18 protein-coding genes are annotated in these 23,053 nt (G+C 68.3%); 7 read left to right on the forward strand and 11 right to left on the reverse strand.

Going from position 1 to position 23,053, the window contains the following annotated elements:
- Nucleotides 1-166 precede the first annotated feature (166 nt).
- From SB816_RS13060 to SB816_RS13080, 5 genes are read right to left on the reverse strand one after another with little or no spacing between them, the layout of a single operon-like run.
- Entirely contained in the window at nucleotides 167-1,333 is a 1,167-nt protein-coding gene (locus tag SB816_RS13060; RefSeq protein ID WP_410547109.1) for an aromatic ring-hydroxylating oxygenase subunit alpha, read from the reverse strand.
- A 39-nt stretch (nucleotides 1,334-1,372) separates the two neighbouring features.
- The gene (locus SB816_RS13065) at nucleotides 1,373-2,164 is read right to left on the reverse strand and encodes a siderophore ferric iron reductase (protein ID WP_410547110.1); all 792 of its coding nucleotides are present in this window, start codon (nucleotides 2,162-2,164) and stop codon (nucleotides 1,373-1,375) included.
- Nucleotides 2,119-3,972, reverse strand: a complete 1,854-nt coding sequence (locus SB816_RS13070) for an IucA/IucC family protein (protein ID WP_410547111.1) — start codon at nucleotides 3,970-3,972, stop codon at nucleotides 2,119-2,121. The genes SB816_RS13065 and SB816_RS13070 overlap by 46 nt, the downstream gene beginning before the upstream one ends.
- Nucleotides 3,969-4,574 carry a GNAT family N-acetyltransferase gene (locus SB816_RS13075; RefSeq protein WP_410547112.1) on the reverse strand — a complete coding sequence of 202 codons (606 nt, stop codon included), beginning with the start codon at nucleotides 4,572-4,574 and terminating at the stop codon, nucleotides 3,969-3,971. Before SB816_RS13075 ends, SB816_RS13070 begins: the two co-directional genes overlap by 4 nt.
- Before the next feature lie 17 nt (nucleotides 4,575-4,591).
- Nucleotides 4,592-5,989, reverse strand: coding sequence for a lysine N(6)-hydroxylase/L-ornithine N(5)-oxygenase family protein (locus SB816_RS13080; protein WP_410547113.1), 1,398 nt, complete (start codon nucleotides 5,987-5,989; stop codon nucleotides 4,592-4,594).
- Between the two features lie 376 nt (nucleotides 5,990-6,365).
- Here SB816_RS13080 and SB816_RS13085 point away from each other — a divergent pair, with 376 nt between their 5' ends.
- The 3 genes from SB816_RS13085 (at nucleotide 6,366) to SB816_RS13095 (ending at nucleotide 8,553) form a co-directional block, all read left to right on the forward strand.
- Nucleotides 6,366-6,980, forward strand: coding sequence for an ATP-binding cassette domain-containing protein (locus tag SB816_RS13085; RefSeq protein WP_410547114.1), 615 nt, complete (start codon nucleotides 6,366-6,368; stop codon nucleotides 6,978-6,980).
- Nucleotides 6,971-7,771 (forward strand): ABC transporter permease, encoded by an 801-nt coding sequence (locus SB816_RS13090; RefSeq protein ID WP_336235348.1) that lies wholly within the window; start codon nucleotides 6,971-6,973, stop codon nucleotides 7,769-7,771. Before SB816_RS13085 ends, SB816_RS13090 begins: the two co-directional genes overlap by 10 nt.
- 155 nt (nucleotides 7,772-7,926) lie before the next feature.
- The gene (locus SB816_RS13095) at nucleotides 7,927-8,553 is read left to right on the forward strand and encodes a VTT domain-containing protein (RefSeq protein ID WP_231132944.1); all 627 of its coding nucleotides are present in this window, start codon (nucleotides 7,927-7,929) and stop codon (nucleotides 8,551-8,553) included.
- A gap of 146 nt (nucleotides 8,554-8,699) precedes the next feature.
- On the opposite strand, the gene SB816_RS13100 is transcribed toward SB816_RS13095, so the two are convergent.
- Nucleotides 8,700-10,928 (reverse strand): NADP-dependent isocitrate dehydrogenase, encoded by a 2,229-nt coding sequence (locus tag SB816_RS13100; RefSeq protein WP_054416996.1) that lies wholly within the window; start codon nucleotides 10,926-10,928, stop codon nucleotides 8,700-8,702.
- Between the two features lie 444 nt (nucleotides 10,929-11,372).
- Between SB816_RS13100 and SB816_RS13105 the strand changes: the two genes are divergently transcribed.
- Together SB816_RS13105 and ilvA are read left to right on the forward strand one after the other, a co-directional pair.
- Complete coding sequence (locus SB816_RS13105) at nucleotides 11,373-12,899, forward strand: helix-turn-helix domain-containing protein (RefSeq protein WP_175167948.1); 1,527 nt, start codon at nucleotides 11,373-11,375, stop codon at nucleotides 12,897-12,899.
- Nucleotides 12,900-13,136: 237 nt separating this feature from the next.
- The gene (gene ilvA, locus SB816_RS13110; protein WP_081273490.1) at nucleotides 13,137-14,723 is read left to right on the forward strand and encodes a threonine ammonia-lyase, biosynthetic; all 1,587 of its coding nucleotides are present in this window, start codon (nucleotides 13,137-13,139) and stop codon (nucleotides 14,721-14,723) included.
- Here ilvA and SB816_RS13115 read toward each other — a convergent pair.
- The 4 genes from SB816_RS13115 to SB816_RS13130 are packed head-to-tail and all read right to left on the reverse strand — an operon-like array spanning nucleotide 14,720 to nucleotide 18,257.
- Nucleotides 14,720-15,547 (reverse strand): ABC transporter ATP-binding protein, encoded by an 828-nt coding sequence (locus SB816_RS13115; protein ID WP_054504179.1) that lies wholly within the window; start codon nucleotides 15,545-15,547, stop codon nucleotides 14,720-14,722. The two genes, ilvA and SB816_RS13115, sit on opposite strands and share 4 nt — an antisense overlap.
- 4 nt (nucleotides 15,548-15,551) lie before the next feature.
- Complete coding sequence (azu, locus tag SB816_RS13120; RefSeq protein WP_054504178.1) at nucleotides 15,552-16,007, reverse strand: azurin; 456 nt, start codon at nucleotides 16,005-16,007, stop codon at nucleotides 15,552-15,554.
- A gap of 31 nt (nucleotides 16,008-16,038) precedes the next feature.
- A complete protein-coding gene (locus SB816_RS13125; protein WP_054504177.1) occupies nucleotides 16,039-17,115 on the reverse strand; it encodes a FecCD family ABC transporter permease in 1,077 nt (358 codons plus the stop codon).
- Between the two features lie 20 nt (nucleotides 17,116-17,135).
- Nucleotides 17,136-18,257 (reverse strand): ABC transporter substrate-binding protein, encoded by a 1,122-nt coding sequence (locus SB816_RS13130; RefSeq protein ID WP_410547115.1) that lies wholly within the window; start codon nucleotides 18,255-18,257, stop codon nucleotides 17,136-17,138.
- A gap of 215 nt (nucleotides 18,258-18,472) precedes the next feature.
- Between SB816_RS13130 and SB816_RS13135 the strand changes: the two genes are divergently transcribed.
- Both SB816_RS13135 and SB816_RS13140 read left to right on the forward strand, forming a co-directional pair.
- The gene (locus SB816_RS13135; protein ID WP_054504175.1) at nucleotides 18,473-19,156 is read left to right on the forward strand and encodes a response regulator transcription factor; all 684 of its coding nucleotides are present in this window, start codon (nucleotides 18,473-18,475) and stop codon (nucleotides 19,154-19,156) included.
- Nucleotides 19,149-20,453 carry a sensor histidine kinase gene (locus SB816_RS13140; protein ID WP_410547116.1) on the forward strand — a complete coding sequence of 435 codons (1,305 nt, stop codon included), beginning with the start codon at nucleotides 19,149-19,151 and terminating at the stop codon, nucleotides 20,451-20,453. The genes SB816_RS13135 and SB816_RS13140 overlap by 8 nt, the downstream gene beginning before the upstream one ends.
- Here SB816_RS13140 and SB816_RS13145 read toward each other — a convergent pair.
- Nucleotides 20,431-22,764: a TonB-dependent receptor gene (locus SB816_RS13145; RefSeq protein ID WP_410547117.1), complete on the reverse strand. Its 2,334-nt coding sequence runs from the start codon at nucleotides 22,762-22,764 to the stop codon at nucleotides 20,431-20,433. The genes SB816_RS13140 and SB816_RS13145 overlap by 23 nt on opposite strands.
- Between the last annotated feature and the right edge of the window lie 289 nt (nucleotides 22,765-23,053).

Raw genomic sequence — 23,053 nt, forward strand, 5'->3', positions numbered from 1 at the left:
ATGGGTTCAAGATCGTCACTCGCGTTACGGGATGAGCCCCTAAGATGGCCGTTCACAAGCCATTAGATGTGAGAATGAGAATAACATATGTTCGCATTGTTGCAGCTATTCTCACCGATCTGGCACCATTTTGTGGAGCCATGCTCATTTCCCCCCGCCACCCGCCTCAAGGCGCCGCGCAATCGCCCAGCTCGTCTCCCATGATGTCGCGATACCACTCGTGGAAATGCTGCATGCCGTCCTCCATCGGCGACTGGTAGGGGCCGCTTTCGGAAGTGCCGCGGCGCAGCAGCGCCAGCCGGCCGGCGTCCATGCGTTCGCCGATCTCGTCATCCTCGACCGCCGTCTCCATGTAGGCCGCGCGCTGCGCCTCGACGAATTCGCGTTCGAACAGGGCGATCTCCTCCGGGTAGTAGAACTCGGCGATGTTGATGGTTTCCTGCGGGCTCTTGGGGTACAGCGTGGAAAGCACCAGCACGTGCGGGTACAGCTCGATCATGTGGGTGGGGAAGTAGGTCACCCAGATCGCGCCGAACTCGGGCGCCGAGCCATCGCGATAGCGCATCAGCGTGTCGTGCCAGTCGCGGTAGACGTCGGAGCCGGGCTTTTCCAGCGAATCGTGCACGCCCACGCGCTGCAGGCTGTGCCGGCGGCCGAATTCCCAGCTCAGGTCGTCGCAGGTGACGAAGCGCCCCAGTCCGGGATGGAACGGCCCGACGTGATAGTCCTCCAGGTAGACCTCGATGAAGGTCTTCCAGTTGTAGTTGCACTGGTGCACCTCGACGTGGTCCAGTACGTAGTCGGAGAAATCGAATTCCGGCCGCTCGAACAGGTGGCCCAGGTCGGCGCGCGGGTCGCACGGGCCTTCGAACAGCAGGCCATGGCAGTTCTTCAAGGGGAAGCGCGGCAGGTTCAGGCATGGCGTGCTGGGGAACTGCGGCGCGCCCAGGATCTGGCCGCGGTTGTCGTAGGTCCAGCGATGCAGCGGGCAGACGATGTTGCCGCCGCTGGCCGACAGGTTGCCGGCGGGGTTGCCGGGGCCGGTGACCGCGCCGGTCTCGCCGCCCAGGATCAGCGCCTGCCGGTGGCGGCAGACGTTCGAGACCAGCTCGACGCCCTGGGCGTTGCGCACCAGCACGCGGCCGCCGTCCTCGTGCGGCAGGCGGCGCCAGTCGCCCGGCTCGGGCACGCCTTTCTCGTGGCCCACGTACAGGGCCGATTGCTTGAATATCCGTTCCTGTTCGCGGGCGAACAGGGCTTCGTCGAAATAGGCCCGAACGTGCAGCGGGCTCAACGCCTCGCGCACATGCTCAAGGCGGCCAATGTCCGTCATTTCCGACTCCTTGTGCCATCCCGCAAGGCCCGGCCGCTCTCAGGCGGGCACGGCGCTCTCGGCGTCGATCCGGGTCATGCGTTCGGCAAGATCCAATTTGGGGCAGGTGCTGCAGTAGTCGCTGTCGCGCCTGCGGAAGTAGTGGCAGCAGACCTGCCGGTCCACGGCGATGACCGGCAGGTCCGCGCGCCGCCAGGTCAGGTAGCCGCTGCGTCCCGGGACGCCGAGCAGGTCCATCCAGGCGCCGGCCTGCCGCTGGGCCCAGGCATTGGCGGCGTCGCCGTCGTCATGGCGCGCCGCCAGCAGCGCGTAGAGCACGCAATCGGCCTGCATGCTCTCGGCGGCGCGCGGGCTGACCCGCAGCACCTGGGTCAATTCGCGGTAGAAGGTGGCGCAGATATTGCGCAGTTGCGCGGCGGCGGCCTGCATGCGTTCGCGCAGGCCGGCGCGCAAGGGGGCATGGCGCTCCAGGGTGTAGCCGATGATGAAGCCGTCGTCCGGCACCGGCTGGGTCATGCGCGACAGGTCCGGCACGATCTCGCTGCGGTGCGCGGCGATCACGCTCAGGTAGACGGGCTGCCAGATCAGCAGCCCCCAGCAGCGCAAAGCCAGGTAGTGCGGCCCGGCTTCCGGATAGCGCTGCCCCCAGACATCGCGCAGCCGCGCGATGGCCTGGGCGTTGTCGGCGCCCGGGCGGATGCCCGGCCCGGGCGCCGCCGCGACCTGGCCCGACAGCCCGGGCACCAGGCGGCCGGTCAGCGCCAGCAGGTCGTCCAGGTCGTGGTTCACGCAAGCGCTCGCACGGTGTCGGCCTGGCCCTGGCCCAGCCATTGCGGGCGATAGCGGGCGATCGGATTGGCCAGGTTGGGCGCCATCTGGAAGCTGCCGATGGGGTCGGCCAGATTGACCATCTGCAGGTTGTTGGCCAGTTGCAGGCGGTTCAGGCACGAATGGATCATCTCGGGAGCGAACAGATCGTACTGGCGATACTTTTCCAGCCGCTCGGGATGGGCCTCCTGGTAGGCGGTGATGCGGCCGGCCACCAGTTTCCAGAAGGCGTCCTCGTCCATCACGCCGTGGTCGGCCAGCACTTGCGCCAGGTGGCGGAAGTAGCCCTCGAACACATCGACGAAGATGGTCAGCAGCTTGTATTCCTCGGGCACATCGGCGGCCAGGCGGCGGGCGTTCTCGGGCAGGGCGGCGTTCGGGTTGAGGATCGACGATTCCTCGGCGATGTCCTTCATGAAGGCGCGCACGGGCACGTGGTCCTCGACCACCAGGATGACGTTCTCGCCGTGCGGCATGAACACCAGGTCATGGGCGTAGAAGCAGTGCACCAGCGGCGTGAGGTAGGCATCGACGTAGCGCTCCAGCCACGCGGCCGCGTCCAGACCCGAGGCGCGGATCAGCTCGGCCAGCAAGGCGCCGCCCTGCGGATCGACGTGCAGCAGCGCCGCCATGGTCATCAGGCGCTGGTTGGCGCCGATCAGCGCGGTGGGATTCTCGCGCCACAGCGCCGAGAACATCTTCTTGTAGGGCGTGTCGACCGAGATGGCCGCTTCGTAGTAGTAGTTGCGGAATCCCAGCGAGGCCGCTTCGCGCAGGATGGTGAAGCCGTTGCGGCGCAGCCACGGGTCCGACGAGATCAGCCCGTGCAGGTATTCGTTGATGGCCGGCGTGCCGGACATGTAGTACGGCGACAGGCCGCGCATGAAGCCCATGTTCAGGATCGACAGCGAGGTCTTGACGTAGTGCTTGCCGGGCTGGCTGATGTTGTAGAAGGTGCGGATCGACTGCTGCGCCAGGTAATCGTCGTCGCCATAGCCCAGGCACACGATCTTGCGCGTGGCCACGTAGGGGGCGAACGCCAGCGACAGCTTGTTGAACCACTGCCACGGATGCGAGGGCATGAAGTAGTAGTCGGCCGGGTCCAGTCCCTGGTCGCGCAGGGTCTGGGTGTGGCGGGCGACGGTATCCGCGCCCAGTTCGTCGCGCAGCAGGCTGTCGTAGTCCATGGTCGACAGGCAGGCGAAGTGGGCATTGTCCTTGTGCACCGCCAGCCACATCACGCGGATCGGGCTGGCGCATTCCGGGGCGTAGACGTGATAGTCCTCGGCGTCGAAACCCAGGCGGCCGTTGTTGGCGACGAAGCTGGGATGGCCTTCGATCATCGAGGTCTCGATGGTCTGGTAATCGGCCACCGCCAATTCGGCGGCCGAGGGCGCGGCGCGGGTGTGCTTGTAGGCGCTGCCGTGCAGCGTGCTGGTGATCTCGTCCAGGTAGATCGGCAGGCGGTCCTCGGGCATGCCGAGCTTGTCGCGGATCTCGATGACGAACTGCAGCGCGTCCAGCGGCGCGGGCGTGCCGGCCATGGTCTTGCTGATGGATTCGGGCGGGATGCGCCAGTGGCGCATGGCCATCAGTTGCGCGTCGAACTGGTACTCGGCATGGCCGTCGGCCAGGACCAGGCGGTAGCGGTCAAAGCCGGGCGCCTCGGCGGGGCCGAGCCGTTCGGGCTCCAGCAGCCATTCGTGGGCATATTCCGAGATGGCCTTCTTCACCAACAGGCGGTTCACTTTGTCCCAGACCTCGGGCGCGAGGTGGCTGGCGATCTGGGCGGGATGGGGCTGGGTGCTCATAGGGAAGACTCCTGGAGTTGGGCCTGTTCAAACTGCTGCCGGGTGCAGAAGGCGATGCTGGCGGTCTTCTCGCGAAAACGCGCCTGGCCGGCATAGACAAAACCCATGGCCAGGTTGAGCGCATGGATCTTGCTGTTGTTGCTGTCGGGTTCCACCACCACGCGCCGGGCCTGGAGGCGTTCGAACATGAAGCGCATCACGAAGGCCAGCACGTTGCGGCTGAAATTCGGGATGCGCACGCGCGGCGGGCCGATGAAGATGTGCATGCCGAGGTCGCCGGCGCGCACCGGGTAGTGCTCGCCGACCTGGTCGTGGGCGGGGTCGTAGCATTCCACCAGGAAGGCGGGGCGGCCGTCGTGGCTGCCGAGCCAGGCGCCGGCATGGCCGCTGTCGACCAGGGCCTCGTAGAAGTCGCGCACCTGCGCTTCGGTGAACGTCTGCATCGACCAGAAATGCGCGTAGTCCATCGCGAACCACTGGCGCAGCAGGGCGGCGTCGCCGGCGGGATCGAGCGGGCGCAATGCCAGGCCCGCGCCCTCGTCGTAGTGGCTGCGCGCCTGGCGGTCGATCTCGCCCAGGAAGGCGGCGGTCATGGTGATCATGGCGGGCTCCCGGGGCATCAGACGGTGGCGGCGCGATGGCCGTCCAGCATGGGCATCAGTTCCGGCGCCACGCCGCCGCGGCACGCCGGCGCCGGCTGGGCCGCGCGATGCGCCAACACGCCGCTGGCCGGCGGACGGAAGTCCTGCAGCGCGGTGCGCGGTTCGACGGCGTAGTGCTCATGGCCGGTCAGTTCGCGCAGGATCTGCGAATTGCGGTAGCAGCAGAAGCCCAGGTCGGGATTGGTGACGCCATGGCTGAGCAGGCCGCTGTTCTGCACGAAGATCTCGTTGCCGCCGTGGTCGATGGTGTAGTTGCGGGCGATCTGGTAGTTGCCGTCCTCGGCCCAGGCGATGCGGTCGTGGATCGGATTGACGCACGCGGGGATGCTGCGGGCATAGCCGGTGGCCAGCACCAGGCCGTCGGCCGCGTGCGAGAACACCTGGCCGGTGTCGACGTGGCGGAACTCCAGGTGGTAGCGGGCGGCGTGGCGGTCATGGCGGCTGGCGCACAACTCGGCATTGGTCAGCAGCGTATAGCGGCGGTCGCCGTTGTGGATCTTCTCGTCCAGCAGGTCGTAGATCTGGTTGATGAGCGAGGCGTTGATGCCCTTGTACAGACTGCTCTGCTCGGCCAGGATCTGGCGGCGGCGGTCTTCGGGCAGGTCGTAGAAGTAGTTGGTGTAGTCCGGCGAGATCAGCTCCAGCGTGAGCTTGGTGTTCTCCATCTGGAAAAAGCGCGGCGAACGGGTGATCCAGGCCAGGCTGTAGTCGTGTTCGTCGCTGTCGCGCAGCAGGTCGTGGAACACCTCGGCCGCGCTCTGGCCGCTGCCGACGATGGTGATCGCGGCGCGCCGCTGCAGTTGCTCCTTGTGCCGCAGATACTCGGCGCTGTGGATGTAGGGCGCCTCGCGCCGGTCGCAGCAGGGCGGCAGCACCGGCTGCGACCCCAGGCCCAGCACCAGCTTGCGGCAGCGGACCATGAAGCGTTCGCCATTGACGCTGTGCTGGCCGGTGACCAGGTAGGTGTCGGTCTCGGGGTCGTGCAGCACGCTCTGCACGTCACTGTTAAAGCGCAGGTTGGGCAGGCGCGCGGCCACCCACTTGCAGTAGCGGTTGTACTCGGCGCGCGTGAGATAGTGGTTCTCGCGCATGTAGTACGAATAGATGCGGCCGGTCTGCTTGCTGTAGTTCAGGTAGCTGTATTCGCTGCGCGGATCGGCCAGGCTGACCAGATCGGCCAGGAACGGGTTCTGCAGGGTGGAGGCCTCGATCAGCATGCCGGGGTGCCAGTCGAAGCCCGGCTTCTTGTCCAGGAAGAGGGCGCGCACGCCGGGCAGCGGGGCCGACAGGCAGGCCAGGCTGAGATTGAAAGGGCCTAGGCCGATCGCGACGAAGTCATAGATTTCACGGTTCATGATGGTTACGCCTTTTGCGGAGTCTCTCGTTGCACGGACGATGCCCGGGGCAGGGCATACTCGGAACAGGGCCGGCTAATCAGGCGGAACGGGACGCGAGCGGCTCGTCGGTCCGTCGGTCCACTGCAACAACAAAGAATTTCCATCGCCGGTATTGCATGAATTGAACATCTGTTTGGGTATGATTTTCATTTGCAATATTGGCACTCTAGCAAATGCGCCCGGGGCGCGACGCATCGCCCGCGCCATGCAGGCGGCGCTCATATGCAGGGTGGCAAAGCGCATAGGGACACGATCGGCGGGCATATCGTCATGCGGCGCCAGCGCCGGCAACGCGCCGGTGCGGCGCGGACAAGTGCGGGTTATGCTTGCCGCCATGTCAGATAAACGTCCCGTGCTCAGGCTGCGCGGTGTCTACAGCGAGCGCTTGTCGCCCGTCAGCCTGGATCTTGCGGCGGGGGAATGCGCCGCCATCACCGGCCCTTCGGGTTCGGGCAAATCGCTGCTGTTGCGCCAGGTCGCCGACCTGGACCCCGGCCACGGCGAAATCGAACTCGACGGCGCGCCGCGTTCGGGCATACGCGGCCATCAATGGCGCCGCCAGGTGATCTACTGCCAGGCCGAGGCCGGCTGGTGGGACGACCACGTCGCCCCGCACTTCGCCGATCGCGCGCGGGCCGCCGAGCTGATGCAGCGCATGGGCCTGCCCGCCGGGAAAATGGACGCGCTGGTGCAGGAGCTGTCCACCGGCGAACGCCAGCGGGCCGCCCTGGCGCGCGCACTAGCGCTGGCGCCGCGCGCGCTGTTGCTGGATGAACCCACCGCCGCGCTCGATCCCGCCGCCACCGAATTGGTGGAAGCCGAGCTGCGCCGCTACCTGGACGGCGGCGCGGCCATCCTGATGGTGACGCACAACCCCGACCAGGCCCGGCGCATGGCCCGCCGCGGCTGGCGCATGGCGCAGGGCAAGCTGGAGCCGCAATGGACGTGATCAAACTGCAGGCCACCGACCTGATCATCGCTTCGCTGCTGGTTGTGCTGTCGGCCGGCATTTCCTTCGCGCTGCGGCTCAACCTGCAGAAGCAGGTGCTGTGGGCGGCGCTGCGCACCGTGGTGCAGTTGCTGCTGGTCGGCCACATCCTGCGCATCGTGTTCGCGCACGCGGCGCCCTGGCTGACCGCGCTGGTGGTGGCCGTGATGATGGCGCTGGCGGCCCGCGAGGTCGCCGCCCGGCCCAAGGCGCGCCTGGCCGGCCACGGCAACGGCTATGTGGGCGCCATGGCCGTCGTCGCCACGACGGTCATCACCGCGCTGTTCATCCTGTCGACCGCTTTGCGGCCCGAACCGTGGTACGACCCGCGCTACACGATCGCGCTGGTTGGCATCGTGCTGGGCAGCGTGCTCAACGCGGCCAGCCTGGCGCTGGACAGCGTGTTGTCCGGCGTGCGGCGCGAAAAGCTGGCCATCGAGGCGCGCCTGTCGCTGGGTGCCACGGCGCACCAGGCCTTCGCGGCGCTGCTGCGGGAATCCGTGCGCCGCGGCATCGTGCCCAGCATCAACCAGATGTCGGCGGCGGGCATCATCACGCTGCCCGGCATCATGACCGGCCAGATCATCGCCGGCATGGATCCCATCGATGCCGCCAAGTACCAGATCCTGTTGATGTTCCTGCTCTGTGGCGCCAGCGGCATGGCGGCCATGGGCGCGGCCTACGGCGCCATGCGGCGGCTGACGGACGAGCGTGGCCGGTTGCGGCTCGATCGGCTGATGGCGGACCGCTAGCGCGGGCGGCGCCCATGGCCGCCTCGCGTCGACCAGGCCGCGCCGGCAAATTTGATGAAATATCGACGGGCTCTGCCGCATACTTCGCCCCTCCATGGAATGGCCGGCGTCACCGGCCGCAAAAGAAGGGCGGGATCCGTATGGGCATTACCGAGATGTTTGCGTGGTTGACCAGCGAGCAGGGCCTGATGGCGCTGCTGGCGCAAAACTGGATCTTGGGCACCTGCATCATCGCCGCCATTGTGTTCATCGAGACCGGCCTGGTGGTGATGCCGTTCCTGCCGGGCGATTCGCTGTTGTTCGCGGCCGGCGCATTCCTGGGCCTGGCGGGCATCGATCCGCTGGTGTCGCTGGCGGCCATCACGGCCGCCGCCATTGCCGGCGACGCGCTCAACTATGCCATTGCCTCTTCCCGCTGGGGGCAGAAGCTCGCCCACAGCCGCTGGGTCAAGCGCGAGCACCTTGAGCGGGCGCGCGCCTATTTCGCGCGCTATGGCGCCATGACCATCACGGTGGCGCGCTTCGTGCCCATCGTGCGCACGCTGGCGCCGTTCGTGGCGGGACTGTCGCAGATGCCGCGCCGCACGTTCTTCATCTACAACGTGGTCGGCGCCATTGCCTGGTGCGGCTCGATGCTGCTGGCCGGCTATTGGCTCGGCTCGATCGCGTGGGTGCGCGCCAACCTGCACTGGGTGTCGGTCATCATCATCGGGCTGTCGCTGATTCCGGTGGCGCTGCAAGGGTTGCAGATCCGCCGGGCGCGCGGGGTATCGCGGGCCTGAGCGGCGCGGGTCGACGGCGCGATGCCGCGTCGGGCCCTGGCCCGCGGTCCGGCGGGCAACCCCGGCGCAAAGAAAAAGCCGGCGGCTCCTTGCGGAACCGCCGGCTTTTTTTGCGCCACCGGGCCGGGCGGCCCGGGGCGGGGAGCTTAGCCGATGCTGGCCAGCACCTGGTTCAGCGTGGCGCTGGGGCGCATGGCGCGGCTGGCCTTGTCTTCGTTCGGCTGGTAGTAGCCGCCGATGTCGACCGGCTTGCCCTGGGCGGCCTTGAGCTCTTCCAGGATCTTGGCTTCGCCTTGCGCGAACGCGGCCGCGGCCGGGGCGAACAGCGCGGCCAGCGCGCGGTCGTCGGTCTGCTCGGCCAGGGCCTGGGCCCAGTACATCGCCAGATAGAAGTGGCTGCCGCGGTTGTCCAGGCCGCCGACCTTGCGGTCGGGCGACTTGTTTTCGTCCAGGAACTTGGCGGTGGCCAGGTCCAGCGTCTTGCCCAGCACCAGGGCGCGGGCGTTGTCGTAGGCGCGGCCGAGGTGATCCAGCGACGCGGCCAGGGCCATGAACTCGCCCAGCGAATCCCAGCGCAGGAAGCCTTCTTCCAGGAACTGCTGCACGTGCTTGGGCGCCGAGCCGCCGGCGCCGGTTTCGAACAGGCCGCCGCCGGCGACCAGCGGCACGATCGACAGCATCTTGGCGCTGGTGCCCAGTTCCATGATGGGGAACAGGTCGGTCAGGTAGTCGCGCAGCACGTTGCCGGTGACGGAGATGGTGTCCAGGCCTTCACGGATGCGCTTGAGCGAGAACTTGGTGGCCTCGACCGGGGGCAGGATGCGCAGATCCAGGCCGCTGGTGTCGTGGTCGTTCAGGTACTGCTTGACCTTGGCGATGACCTGGGCGTCGTGGGCGCGCTTTTCGTCCAGCCAGAACACGGCCGGCGTCTGGCTGACGCGGGCGCGGGTGACGGCCAGCTTGACCCAGTCCTGGATCGCGGCGTCCTTGGTCTGGCACATGCGCCAGAGGTCGCCGGCCTCGACGGCCTGCTCCAGCAGCACCTTGCCCGAGGCGTCGGTGACGCGCACGGTGCCGGTGGCGGGGACCACGAAGGTCTTGTTGTGCGAGCCGTATTCCTCGGCGGCCTGGGCCATCAGGCCGACGTTGGGCACGCTGCCCATCGTGACCGGATTGAAGGCGCCGTGCTGCTTGCAGTCGTCAATGACGGCCTGGTAGACGCCGGCGTAGCAGCGGTCGGGGATGACGGCCTTGGCGTCCTGCAGCTTGCCTTCGGCGTTCCACATCTTGCCCGAATCGCGGATCATGGCGGGCATGGAGGCGTCGACGATGACGTCGCTGGGCACGTGCAGGTTGGTGATGCCCTTGTCGGAGTTCACCATGGCCAGTTGGGGCAGCGTCTTGTAGGCGGCGTCGATGTCGGCGGTGATCGCGGCCTGCTGGTCGGCGGGCAGCGATTGGATCTTGGCGTACAGGTCGCCGATGCCGTTGTTGGGATCGAAGCCGGCCTGCTTGAGGACGGCGGCGTGCTTGGCCAGCACGTCCTTGTAGAACACCGACACCACGTGGCCGAAGATGACGGGGTCGGAGACCTTCATCATGGTGGCCTTCAGATGCACCGAGAACAGCACGCCCTGGGCGCGCGCGTCGTCGATCTGGGCCTGCAGGAAGGTCTTGAGCTTGGCGGTCGACAGCACGGCGGCGTCGATGATCTCGCCGGCCTTGACCGGGGTCTTTTCCTTCAGCACGGTCTTGGTGCCGTCGGCGGCGGTCAGTTCGATCTTGACGTCGCCGGCTTCGGCGATCAGGGCCGACTTTTCGGTGCCGTAGAAGTCGCCGCTGTCCATGTGCGCCACGTGGGCCTTGGAGTCAGCCGTCCAGGCGCCCATCTTGTGCGGGTGCTTGCGGGCGTAGTTCTTGACCGACAGCGGGGCGCGGCGGTCGGAGTTGCCTTCGCGCAGCACGGGGTTGACGGCGCTGCCCTTGACCTTGTCGTAGCGCGCCTTGACGTCGCGCTCGGTGTCGTTGGCCGGGGCGTCCGGGTAGTCGGGCAGCTTGTAGCCCTGGTCCTGCAGTTCCTTGATGGCGGCCTTGAGCTGCGGCATCGAGGCGCTGATGTTCGGCAGCTTGATGATGTTGGCTTCGGGCTGGACCGCCAGGGCGCCCAGCTCGGACAGGGCGTCGCCCAGCTTCTGGCTGTCGTCGAGGTAGTCGGGGAACAGGGCGATGATGCGGCCCGCCAGGGAGATGTCGCGGGTCTCGACCGTGATGCCAGCGGACTTCGCGAAGGTCTGGACGATCGGCAGCAGGGAACGGGTTGCAAGCGCCGGAGCTTCGTCGGTGAGGGTGTAGATAATCTTCGGAGTAAGAGACATGATCCTTGAATCTGTTCGGCGGTGGCGCTAGGCGCAAACCCGAACATGCTATGCGGCGTCAGCCGGTAGATGTTGTCGAGAGTGGGTTCGTATGGGCAGACCCGGGCAGGCCCCGATCGGCTCAACATGGCGCCGCCCGTCCTTTATGTGCTGGTCCAATTGCCCGACCGCCTGGAAGGTGCGAGTGCCACGAATCGAACATTGTAATACCGTGGCCCGCGCGGCGGGCGCGGAAATGGGCGCCAATCGTCCGCGGCGCGTGCGCGGGACATCGAAAAATGGGATTTTTACCCCAGGAATGGCGCCAAATCGGCGCAATCTGCTGGCTACGACCTGCAAGTATTGGCTAATATTCGGCATCTTCCCGTGCCGCCTGGCGGGGCGGGACAGAGCGGGGCGCCGGATGACGATGGGCGTTGTAGCGCCCTGGCGTGGAGAGAGTCAATGCGGTTTGGCAATTTGTTGTTCGATCCGAAGTTCCGCTATGCCAGCCGTACCGATGGCAAGACAATCCAATTCACGCCGGTCGAGACCGCCGCGCTGGCGCTGCTGACCGCGCACGTCGGCCAGATCCTGCCGCGCCAGCGCCTGCTGGACGCCACCCAGCGCGGCGAGGCCGAGGCGCTCGAGCGCAGCGTCGACCTGCTCATCAACCGACTGCGCGGCAAGCTTGGCGATTCGGCGCGCGCGCCGCGTTTCATCGCCACCAGCTACGGCGAAGGCTATAGCTGGATCGCCGCGCCCGAGGCGGGGCCGGGCGGCGACGTTTATGTCGCCATCGGCCCGGCGGCGGGGCCCGAGGCGTTGCGCGCCGAGCCTCGGGTGCGGGCCTTCCTGACCGAACTGGCCGACGCCCTGAGGGCGCGGCTGCCGAGCGAACGCGGCGTCAGCCTGCTGTCGCTGGCCGCGGCGAACGAGGCGAAGGCGCCGTTCCGGGTCGAGGTCGGGCTGCGCCAGGACGAGGCCGGGGTGCATTGCGCGGTGGTGCTGCGCGAAGCCGCCAGCGGCGCCGCGCTGCGCGCCGAGCGCTGGACCATCGCGCCCACTGACGAGGCCGAGGTCGGCCACACCGCTGCCGCCGCCTTTGCCGCCTCGCTCAAGAGCGAGATCTGGCGCAGCCTGGCGCGCGCCCGCGGCGACGTGGCCGGCCCCACCGACGAGCCGATCGAACTGCGCCTGCATCGTGCCGCCGTGCTGTTGGCGCGCACGCCGCAAAGCTGGCTGGAGTCGGAAATCGAGCTGCAAAAGCTGCGCGCCGAGCAGCCGGACGATCCGCAGACCGCCCTGATGTGGGCCTCGCATCTCTACGCCAGGCTGGTGCTGGACCTGACCAGCGATCCGGCCGAGCTGGAACCGCAGATCGAGGCGCTGGTGTTCCAGGCGTTGCCCCATGTGCGCGACAACCCGATGCTGGCGCTGGCGGCCGCCAAGCTGCTGTGCTTTCTCAGCCATGGGCACCTGGAACTGGCCGAGGCACTGGCCGAGGAGGCGTTTGCCCAAAGCACCGCGTTCGCGTCGGCCTTCGCGGTGCTGGGACAATTGCGGCTGAACCGCGGGCGCCTGCAGGAAGCCATCGACTACTTCGACCAAGGCATCGAGCTGGCCGAGGCGGGCTCGGAGTTCCAGGTATTCCTGATGGTCCTCAAGTGCACCACGCTGCTGGCGCTGGACGACCGCCAGGCCTGCCTGGCGGCCTGCGAGGCGCTGTACCGGACCAAGCCGTTGACGCGGGCGCAGATGGGGCTGTTCCTGTCTTCGCCCGACGAAGTGCTGCCCGACGACCTGCGCCAGATCCTGCTGGGGCTGGACGCGGACCTGCTGCGCCGGCTGCTGGCGCATTTCGAATATCTGTTCGTGCGGCGCGTGCCGGATGCGGCAGCCAGGAAGAACATGTTCCGCGGCGTGCTGGCGCAATTGGCGCGGCACCGGCCGCTCGACGGACTGCCGGCGCGCGTGAGCGCCTACCTGTAGCCGCCGCGGCGGGGGTGCGCACCGCGCGATGACGCGTTCGATTTGACAAACCGACGCGCATGCGGGAAGCTACGCCCCATGACTTTCCGCGCCGTCCGCATTTCGCTGATTATTACCATCATTCCTGGAATGGTGGGTTAACGCGCGACCGCAGTCAGTCAAACAAACCCGCCCCACGAGGCGGGTTTTTTGTTGCCGCCTCTGCCGGGCCCAGTCCCCACGCCGCAGAGAGTTTTCATGCAACAACCGCAAGCCGCCACCGCCAATACCTCCGAGACCGACGCCTTCGCCCCGGGCCGCGCCACGCCCATGGAATACCTGCGCCAGATCCTGACGGCGCGGGTCTACGACATCGCCCGCGAGACCGAGCTGGACCCCGCCCAGGGCCTGTCGCGCCGGCTCGGCAACCGCGTGCACCTCAAGCGCGAGGACAACCAGCCGGTGTTTTCGTTCAAGGTGCGCGGCGCCTACAACAAGATGCGCAACACGCCGCAGGCGGCGCTGGAACGCGGCGTCATCACCGCCTCGGCCGGCAACCACGCCCAGGGCGTCGCGATCTCCGCCGCCCGGCTCGGCGTGCGCGCCACCATCGTGGTGCCGCAGACCGCGCCGCAGGTGAAGGTGGACGCCGTGCGCGCCTTCGGCGGTCCGACGGTGCAGGTGGTGCTGGCGGGCGATTCCTACAGCGATGCCTACGCCTACGCGCAGACGCTGGCCCGCGACCAGGACCTGACCTTCATCCCGGCGTTCGATGATCCCTACGTCATCGCCGGCCAGGGCACGGTCGGCATGGAGATCCTGCGCCAGCACCCGGGACGGCTGGACGCAGTGTTCGTGCCGATCGGCGGCGGCAGCCTGGCGGCGGGGGTGTCGGTGTACATGAAGGCGGTGGATCCGTCGGTCAAGGTGATCGGGGTGCAGACGGTCGATTCCAGCGCCATGGCGCAGTCGATGCAGGTGGGCGAGCGGGTCAGCCTGGCCGAGGTCGGCCTGTTCTCGGACGGCACGGCGGTCAAGCTGGTGGGCGAAGAAACCTTCCGCCTGTGCCGCCAGTACCTGGACGAGATCATCCTGGTGGATACCGATGCGGTCTGCGCGGCGATCAAGGACGTGTTCCTGGACACCCGCAGCGTGCTGGAACCGGCGGGCGCGCTGGCGCTGGCCGGACTGAAGCAGTATGTCGAGCGCGAGGGCGCACAGGGGCAGTCGCTGGTGGCGATCACCTCGGGCGCCAACATGAATTTCGACCGCATGCGCTTCGTGGCGGACCGGGCCGAGGTGGGCGAGGCGCGCGAAGCCGTGTTCGCCGTGACGCTGCCCGAGGAGCGCGGCAGTTTCCGCCGCTTCTGCGCGGTGATGGGGCAGCGCAGCGTGACCGAATTCAACTACCGCATCGCCGATGCCAACACCGCCCGCATCTTCGTCAGCGTGCAGATCGCGCGCCGCGGCGAGGCCGCGGACATCATGCGCGGCCTGGAGCAGGAAGGCTTCGCGGTCAGCGACCTGAGCCACAACGAAGTCTCCAAGCAGCATATCCGCTACATGGTGGGCGGGCGCTCGCCGCTGGCGGGCGGCGAACGGCTGTTCCGCTTCGAGTTCCCGGAGCGTCCGGGCGCGCTGATGAAATTCCTGTCGGCAATGGCGCCGAACTGGAACATCAGCCTGTTTCACTACCGCAACCAGGGCGCGGACTTCAGTTCGGTGCTGGTCGGCATCCAGGCGCCGCTGGCGGACGACGCCGCGCTGGACCGCTTCCTGGCGCAGTTGGGCTACGCGCATTGGGAAGAGACGGCGAACGAGGCGTACCGGCAGTTCCTGATCTAGGCGGCGGCCAACCCATCATGGGCCAGCCCATGATGGGCCAGCCCGTGATGGGCCAGCCCGTCCACATGCACCTGGGGTTGGCCTTGCGGGCAGCGCTCCACCCGCGCCAGCACGCCGTAGGCGCGGCGCAGCGTATCGGGGGTGACCACGGCTTGTGGCGGGCCTTCGGCCAGCAGGACGCCGCCGTGCAGCAGCAGGGCATGGTCGGCGTGGCGCAGCGCGATGTTCAGGTCGTGCAGCACCACCAGCGTGATGAGCCGGTGGCGGACGGTCTGGCGCCGCAGCACGTCCATGACGTGGAACTGGTAGTTCAGGTCCAGCGCCGACAGCGGTTCGTCCAACAGCAGCAGGCGCGGACGCCGCACCAGCGCCTGCGCCAGTGACGCCAACTGCTTCTGGCCGCCGGACAGCTCGTCGAGGTAGCGGCTGGCGAGATGGCCGATGCCCAGTTCGGCCAGTACCTGCATGGCCTCGCGCATCAAGGCGTCGCCGCCCTGGCGCGCGCGGCCCGAGCGGGCCGCCACCAGCACCGACTCCAGCACGGTCATGTGAACGCCCTTGGGCAGGGCCTGGGGCATGTACATGGCGTGCTCGGCGCGGCGGGCCGGAGAGAGGCCGGCGAAATCCGCGCCGTCCAGCCGCAGGTCGCCGCCAAGCATGGGATTGAGCCCCGCCAGCGTCTTGAGCAGCGTCGATTTGCCGCTGCCGTTCGGTCCCAGCAGCGCCGTCAGCGTGCCCTCGGGCAGCGGCGCGGCCCGCAGGGCGCGCAGCACCGGGCGGTTGCCATAGCCGGCGGTGAGCGAGCGGATGTCCAGCGAGGCCATGGCGTCAGCGCTGCAGCGCCAGCGTGCCGCGCATGTGCTGGGCGTGGGCCGGGAACGAGCAATAGAAGGTGTAGGACTCACCCGCGGCCAGGCGGCTGACGGGGAACGTGACGGTGGCGGTTTCACCGCCGCCGAGCATCGGCGTCCTGGCCAGGATGCGGCCGTCGCCCGGCGCCAGGAAGTCGTGCGCCGCGCCGGCCTTGATGCCGTCGACCATGACCGCGTCAATGTCCTCGGTCTTGGTCAGCACCCAGTTGTGGCCGGCCTTTTCCTTGCTGTTCTTGCCGGTGTGGATGAGGCGCACCGTGAAGTCCTTGCAGATCGCCGGGACCACGATGTGGTTGGGCGCGAACTTCTTGCCGGGCTGGCCTTCGACGTCGATGCCGCAGGCGGGATCGGCGGCGTGGGCGGCGCCGGTGGCCAGCAGGGCGAGGAAGGCGAGCGGGTAGCGGTATTGCATGGGGAGGCGTCTCCAGGGGCAGGGGAAGGCGTCAGCCACGCTTGAGGGCGCGGATGACGATGGTGAGAAAGAAGGGAATGCCGACCAGCGAGGTCACGATGCCGACCGGGATGAGGGCGCCGGGCAGCACGGTCTTGGAGGCGACCGAGGCCAGCGACAGGATCAGGGCGCCGGCCAGCGCGCTGCCGGGCAGGTAGTAGCGATGGTCCTCGCCCAGCAGCAGGCGGGCGATGTGCGGCGCCACCAGCCCGACGAAGCCGATGGTGCCGACGAAGGACACCGCCAGCGCCGCCAGCGCGCTGACCCGCAGCAGGCTGACCAGGCGCAGGCGCTTGACGTCGATGCCGAAGCTGGCGGCGCGTTCCTCGCCCAGCCGCACCGCGGTCAGCTTCCACGCGTCGCGCAGCGAGAACGGCAACGCCAGCGCCAGCGCGGCCGCCATCACGCCCACGGTGGTCCAGGTGGCGCGCGCCAGACTGCCCATGGTCCAGAACACGATGCCTTGCAGCGCTTCCTCGCTGGCGATGAACTGCAGCAGCATGACCAGGGCCTGGAACGAATACACCAGCGCGATGCCGAACAGCACCACGCCCAGCGTCGAACCGCCGCGCCAGCGCGCCACGCGCTCCAGGATCAGCACCGACACCAGGGTGCTGGCGAAGGCCGACAGCGACACCACCATGCCGGGCGGCAGCGCCGGCACGTGCCAGTCCAACGTGATGGCCAGCGAGGCGCCGAACGCGGCCGCGGCCGACACGCCCAGCGTATAGGGGCTGGCCAGGGGGTTGTCCAGCATGGTCTGCATCTCGGCGCCGCCCAGGCCCAGGGCCAGGCCCACCAGCAGCGCCATCAGGGCGTAGGGCAGGCGGAACTGCCAGACGATGACGCGGGTGCCAGCGTCGGCGGCGTCGGGGTGCAGCAGGGTGCGCAGCAGGTCGAGCGGCGCCAGGCCCGCCGGGCCGGTGGCGACGTCGGCCAGCAGGCTGATGGCGATGGCCACGGCCAGCGCCAGGGCCAGCGCCAGCCGCCGCCGGCGGGTGCGATGGTAGCGGGCGACGGGATCGTCCAGGACGCCGTCGGCCGCGAGGGCGGTAGCGGAAGTCTGCATGATGGCGTGCCTGCCTGCCGTTAACGGGCGGCGGGTGCGGTCCAGTAGGTGCCGGCGCCGTCCACATCGAGGAAGTCGCGATACAGCGTGGCCAGCGTGGCGTCCGGGTCCAGCGCGCCGGCGCGGTCGGGGTACAGCCACTTGGCCATCGCCTCGATTGCCGCGACGTTGTAGGGCGAGTTGTAGAACGCGTGCCAGATGCCGAAGGCACGGCCGCGCTTGACCGCGTCCAGGTCGCGGATGCCGTCGCGTTGCAGCAGGGTCGAGAGGCTGGCGGCGGACACGTCGGCGGCGGCGCCGGGACCCGCCAGCAGGCCGGGACGGCCGGGGTCGGAGCGGCTGCCGGTGGCGATGTAGACCTGTGGCTGGGCCTTCAGCAGGAATTCCATGCTGACGTCGCCGATCGCGCCCGGCAGCACCGGGGCCGCCACATTGACGCCGCCGGCCGTCTCCAGCAGGTCGCCGAAGCTGCCGTTGCCGGTGGTGTGGCAGCAGGCGGGCCAGACGCCGGCCAGCATTTCCACGAATACGCGAGGACGCTCGGCCTGCGGCACCGACTGCACCAGTTCGCGCACCTTGGCCAGGTGCGACTCATAGAACGCGATGTAGCGCTCGGCCTGTTCCGAGCGGTCGAGCGCCTGGCCCAGGATGCGCAGGCTGGGCACGGTGTTCTGGACCGGATGCTGACGGAAGTCGATGAACACGACCGGAATGCCGGCCTGCTGCAGTGACGCGATCATCGGGTTGTTGCGGCCCGGGCCGTGGCCGCTCAGGCTGAAGATGGCCACGTCCGGCTTGAGCGAGACGATCTTCTCCGGGCTGACGCTGGCCTCCGAGGTGGTGCCGATCAGCGGCACCTCGGCCGCCTTGGGGAAACGCTTGATCAGTTGCTGCCAGGAATAGGGATCCTGCTGCTTGAGCTCGCCCTGCCAGCCGACCACGCGCGCCACCGGGTCGGCGCGGTCCAGCAACGCCATGGCGAAGACGAAGCGGCCTTCGCCCAGCAGCACTCGCCGCGGATGATCGGGCACGGTGACGACGCGGCCGGCCAGGTCGGTCACCTGGCGGGCCTGGGCGCCGGGCAGGGCGCAGAGCAGGGCGGTGGCGGCCAGCGCCGCGCGGAACATGTTTTTCAAACGCATGGGGAGATCCCGATCCAGTGGCCACGACACGCCCCGCGGGCTTGCGGGTAACGCGAACCATTCCTATCGGCAGGCAGTCTCCGTCATCAGGGTTCAAGAATTCGTTAAGACGCGCCCCGGGTTGTGGCGGCCCCGCCGCGAAACGGCTGGCGTCCGTGGCGGGATCGGGGTCGCGCTTACAATCTGAGATTGATTTACATTCCCCGCACCGCCCCATGCGCGTTCTTGTCATCGAAGACGACCCCGATATTCTGGCGAACATCACGCATCACCTGACGCGCCGCGGCTACATCGTCGACTGCGCCGAGGATGGTTTGCGCGGCTACGCCATGGCGGCCGAGGGCGGTTTCGACCTGATCGTGCTCGACCTGATGCTGCCGCGGCTGGACGGCTACGACCTGTGCCGCCGGCTGCGCGCGGAGGCGCGCTGCGATACGCCTGTCATCATGGTGACCGCGCGCGACACGCTGGACAACCGGCTGACGGGGTTCGACGCTGGCGCCGATGATTACCTGGTCAAGCCGTTCGCCCTGGCGGAGCTGGCGGCGCGCGTCAAGGCCCTGCTGCACCGCGCCCATGGGGCCGGCGCAGCGCGGGTGCTGCAGGTAGGCGACCTGACGCTGGATACCGGCACCCTGGCGCTGGCGCGGGCCGGACAGCCGCTGCGGCTGCCGCCTTCGCCGCTGCAACTGCTGATGCTGCTGATGCGCGCCAGCCCCGCGGTGGTGCACCGAGGCCGGCTGGAAGAGGCGCTGTGGCGCGACTCGCCGCCGGACAGCGATAGCCTGCGCACGCACATCCACCAGATCCGCCAGGTGGTGGACAAGCCGTTCGCCACGCCGCTGCTGCACACCGTGCACGGCATCGGCTACCAAATGCGGGCCGGCGACGATGCGTAGCGCGCGGCGCGGGCTGGCGCGCTATCTGGTACGCACCTACCTGCTGCTGGCGCTGCTCGTTGGCGGCGCGCTGACCTGGGTCTCGATCTGGAGCGTGAACACGCTCGAAGTCCATCTGCAGCGCATCGACATGGGCATGGCGGTGGAACGGGTGCGCAACGATTTCCTGGCCGGCGTCGATCCCGGACGGCCGCACCGTTTCTTCCATGGCGCGCCGGACAGCGAGGCGTTTCCGGCGGGGCTGCGGGGCCTGGCGCCGGGCTTTCACAAGATCGAGCGCGAGGGCCGCGTCTGGCACGTCATGGTGGACGACAAGGACGGCCAGCGCTACATGCTGCTGCGCGACTACACCGAGTACGAACGCAACCAGTCCACTTCGCACTGGACCGTGGTCAGCGGCCTGGCCGGCGGCCTGGTGCTGGCGTTCGTGCTCGGCACCCTGGCGACGCGGCGCATGCTGCGGCCGCTGGCGCGGCTGGCGGCGCAGGTCACGGCGCGCGGCGCGCAGCCGCCCCAGACCCGCCTGGCGGCGGACTATCCGCCGGACGAGATCGGTCGGCTGGCGGACGCTTTCGACGCCACCTACAACCAGCTCGAACAGGCGCTGCGGCGCGAACAGTTGTTCACGGCGGACGTCGGCCATGAATTGCGCACGCCGCTGATGGTGATTTCCAGCTCCTGCGAGCTGCTGCTGGACGAACCCGGCCTGGACGCCGACGGAAGCGCTCGCGTGCGGCGCATCGCCGCGGCCGCGGCCGACATGGGCGAACGGCTCGATACCTACCTGATGCTGGCGCGCGGGCGCGACGCCAGTGACCAGTTCAAGCGCGAAAGCGCCGGCGGCGCGGCGCGTGAACAACTGGCGGCCTGGAGCGCGATGGCGCAGCGGCGCGGCATGTCGCTCGTACTCGAAGCGCCGGCGCAGGCGAGCGCGGCGGATCCAGGCGATGCGCAGGCCGACGCGCCGCGTTTTCCCGCGCCCTTGCTGCGCGCGCTGCTGTCCAACCTGATCCGCAACTCGCTGCAGTACGCCGGCCCGGGCGCGCGCGTCACGATCAGCGCCGGCCCGGACTACCTGCAGGTGGCAGATGACGGCCCGGGCATTCCGCTGGAACGGCAGGAAGCCGTCTTCAGCCCGTTCGTGCGCGGCGCGCAGCCCGATGCCGGCAACCTGGGGCTGGGGCTGTCCCTGGTGCGGCGCATCTGCGAGCACCAGGGCTGGCGCGTGTCGCTGCGGTCGGCGCCCGGGCAAGGCAGCGTGTTCAGGGTGGACCTCAGAACGACAGCTCGGCCGTGAAGGTCACGGTGCGGCCGGCGCCGGGCACGCCATAGAGCTGGAATCCGTCGAGCGAGGCGCCGACGCGGCTGTAGTAGAACTTGTTGAACAGGTTCTCCACGTTCATGCCCAGGGTCAGCGACTTGTCGACGCGATAGCGCGCGGCGACCGAGTGCAGCCAGTAGGACGGCGCCTTCTCGTCGTCGCGCACCCAGATGGGATGGGTGCCGGACGGGCCCGACACGGTGGAACTATTGTTGTTCTTGCCGCCTACGTACTTGTTATCGGTGTAGCGCCGCTTACCCACATATTGCGCGCCATAGCTCAGCGAAAGCTTGTCGGTGGCCGCGTACGTGGTCCACAGGTTGAACGTCAGGTCCGGCACGTTCTTGGCTTCCTCGCCGCTGTTGGCGCCCTTTGTAATGCGGCTCTTCATGGCGCTGACGCCGGCGAACGCCGACCAGCGCGGGGTGAGGTTGCCCGCCAGCCCCAGCTCGATGCCGTCGACCCGCTTGGCGGGCAGCGCGCGCACCACGTCGGTGGCGTCGTCGCCATACTCCCAGGAGTCGGACAGCTCGGTGCGGAACACCGCGCCTGTCAGCGACAGGTCGCCCTGGGCCAGGTCCCACTTGCCGCCCAGCTCGTAGGTCTTGGACACCGCCGGCTTGTAGCTGTCGCCGCCGGTGGCGCCGTAGATGTTGTTGTTGGTCGAGGCGCCCAGCGCGGACGGCTGCGCGGCCTGGCTGTAGGCGGCGTAGAAGCTGGCCTCGGGCACCGGTTTGTAGATCACGCCGAGGCGGCCGCTCCAGGCGCCGTCCTCGACCCGGTTGGTGCCGTGCTTGCCGGCGGAGCCGGTGACCTGCGTGACGCGGAATCGGTCATAGCGCAGCGCGCCCTGCAGCAGCCATTGCGGCGTCAGCGTCAGCGTGTCGCCCACGTACAGGCCGGTGTTGAAGACCTCGGCGCGGTTGCCGTCGGCGCCCTTGACCTTATCGACCCCGTCCATGTCGACGCCGCCGTTGTTGCGCAGGTCGAAGGTCGGGTTGGTCGACGGCGCCTTGATGGTGCGTTCGTGATCGCCGTAGGTCTCCTTGTAGAACTCCACGCCGGTCACCAATTGGTGCTTGATGGCGCCGGTCTGGAAATCCAGGCTCAGGTTGGTCTGGTTGGCCAGGATGGTGTAGCGCTTGGAGGTGCCGAAGTCGTTGCCGCGCAGTTGGCCATAGGGGCTGGGGTTATCCAGCGCCACATAGCCGCTGTACGAGGGGATGCCGTCGGCGCTGTTGACCAGCGGCCCGGCGCCGGCGTAGCCGTAGGAGGTGCGCGAGGCGCTGTTCAGGCGCGCCGGCGACAGCACGCCGATGCGGTCGGTCTGCTCCCAGCGGCTGATGTTGGACAGGCGCACGCGGTCGTTGAAATCGTGTTCCGCCTTCAGGGTGGCCTGGTCGGTGCGGGTCTGTTCGGTGTACAGCGACGGATCGCCGTACCAGGCGTTGCGCGACACGTTCGGCATGCGCTGGCCGCCGGTGCCGCGCTGGATCGGCACGCCGCCGTCGGGAATGTTGTTGTCTTCTTGGTGCAGGTAGTTCAGGGTGACGCGGGTGGGCGTGCCCAGCCCCATCGCCAGCGAGGCCGCCATGCCGGAGCGGTCGAACTCGGTCACGTCGCGCTCGGCCACGCCGTTGTGGTGGCGCATCAGGTTGATGCGCAGCGCCGAGCTGTCGGTCAATTCCCGGTTCAGATCGGCCGTGATGCGGCGGTAGTGGTCGGTGCCCAGGCCGCCGGACGCCTTGTAGAACGAGCCCAGCCGGGCTTCCTTGCTGACGAGGTTGACGCTGCCGCCGACCGCCGAGACGCCGGATTCGATCGAGCCGGTGCCCTTGAACACTTCGGCCCGCTCCAGGTTGAAGATGTCGGTGCGGCTGGACATGCCGGCGTCGCGGATGCCGTCCACGGTGATGCTCTGTTCGGCCGAAAAGCCGCGGATGGTGAACATGTCGCCCCAGCCCAGGTTGCCCTCGCCGGAGCTGAAGGTGATGCCGGGAACGTTACGCAGCACGTCCTGTAGGCTCTGGGCATGCTGCTCTTCCAGCACCTCGTGCGGCACCACCGTGATGCTTTGCGGGGTGTTCAGCAGGGGCTGGGTGAATTTGCCGGACTGCACGTGGTCGGCCTTGTAGGGCGCCGGGCTGTCGGCCTGCACCGTCACCGGCGCCAGCACCGTGGCGTTGTCGCTGGCCGGCTGCGCCTGCGCGCTGGCGGCGGCGCCAAGCGCCACGCCCAGGGTCTTGAGCGCCACCGCGCCGGGATGAGGGGTTTTGTACTGCGCCATGATCAGGTTCCAGAAAAATGCCAATGAGAATCGTTAGCGATTCTAGGAAGGCGGGTCTCAAGATCTCGTTAAGGCGAGGGGCGCCATCGTCATGGGGTGCCGCTCCGAACGCGGCGGTGGCCGCTGACGGCTGGGCGGGGTATTCCGGCGGTCCGAAAAAAACGCCTTCCGGGGGAAGGCGTTCTCGCGACAGGCGTGGAAGCGGGCAGGCCCGCCCGGCCTCAATGCAGGATCTGGCTCAGGAACAGCTTGGTGCGCTCGTTCTGCGGGTGGTCGAAGAACTCGTCCG

The sequence above is a fragment of the Achromobacter sp. SIMBA_011 genome, from assembly GCF_046535435.1.
GTDB lineage: Bacteria > Pseudomonadota > Gammaproteobacteria > Burkholderiales > Burkholderiaceae_B > Achromobacter > Achromobacter dolens.